Annotated in this window: 2 pseudogenes; both read left to right on the top strand. The window is 69.0% G+C overall.

Annotated elements, in window-relative coordinates:
• Positions 1-341, top strand: a pseudogene (locus tag SMA5143A_RS42350) (2-oxoacid:acceptor oxidoreductase subunit alpha); the annotation flags it as partial.
• Positions 334-522: pseudogene (locus tag SMA5143A_RS42345) on the top strand (2-oxoacid:ferredoxin oxidoreductase subunit beta); the annotation flags it as partial. The pseudogenes SMA5143A_RS42350 and SMA5143A_RS42345, both read left to right, overlap by 8 nt.

Raw genomic sequence — 522 nt, 5'->3', positions numbered from 1 at the left:
TCCCCGACGTCGAGGTCGACGATCCACACGAGGCGCGGACGCTGGTCCTCGGCTGGGGGTCCACCTACGGTCCGATCACCGCCGCGGTGCGGCGGCTGCGGGCGGCCGGGGAGTCGATCGCGCAGGCGCATCTGCGGCACGTGAACCCGTTCCCCCGGAATCTGGGCAGCGTGCTGCGGCGTTACGACAAGGTGGTGATCCCCGAGATGAACCTCGGGCAGCTCGCCACGCTCATCCGGGCGAAGTACCTGGTCGACGCCCACTCGCACAACCAGGTGAACGGCATGCCGTTCAAGGCGGAGCAGCTCGCCACGGCTCTCAAGGAGGCCATCGATGGCTGAGACGACGACCGGTGCGACCGGCTCGTCCGGGGAAGGCACGGGCACGATCGAGGCGCTCTCGCTCGTCCCGAAGGCCGAGGCCAAGCAGTCCATGAAGGACTTCAAGTCCGATCAGGAGGTGCGCTGGTGCCCCGGCTGCGGTGACTACGCGATCCTCGCCGCCGTCCAGGGCTTCATGCCC

Origin of the sequence: Streptomyces sp. MA5143a (assembly GCF_900290235.1) — a bacterium.
Taxonomy (GTDB): Bacteria; Actinomycetota; Actinomycetes; order Streptomycetales; family Streptomycetaceae; genus Streptomyces.
Note: the sequence above shows the minus strand (reverse complement) of the source record. Positions and strands in the feature narration are given on the sequence as shown.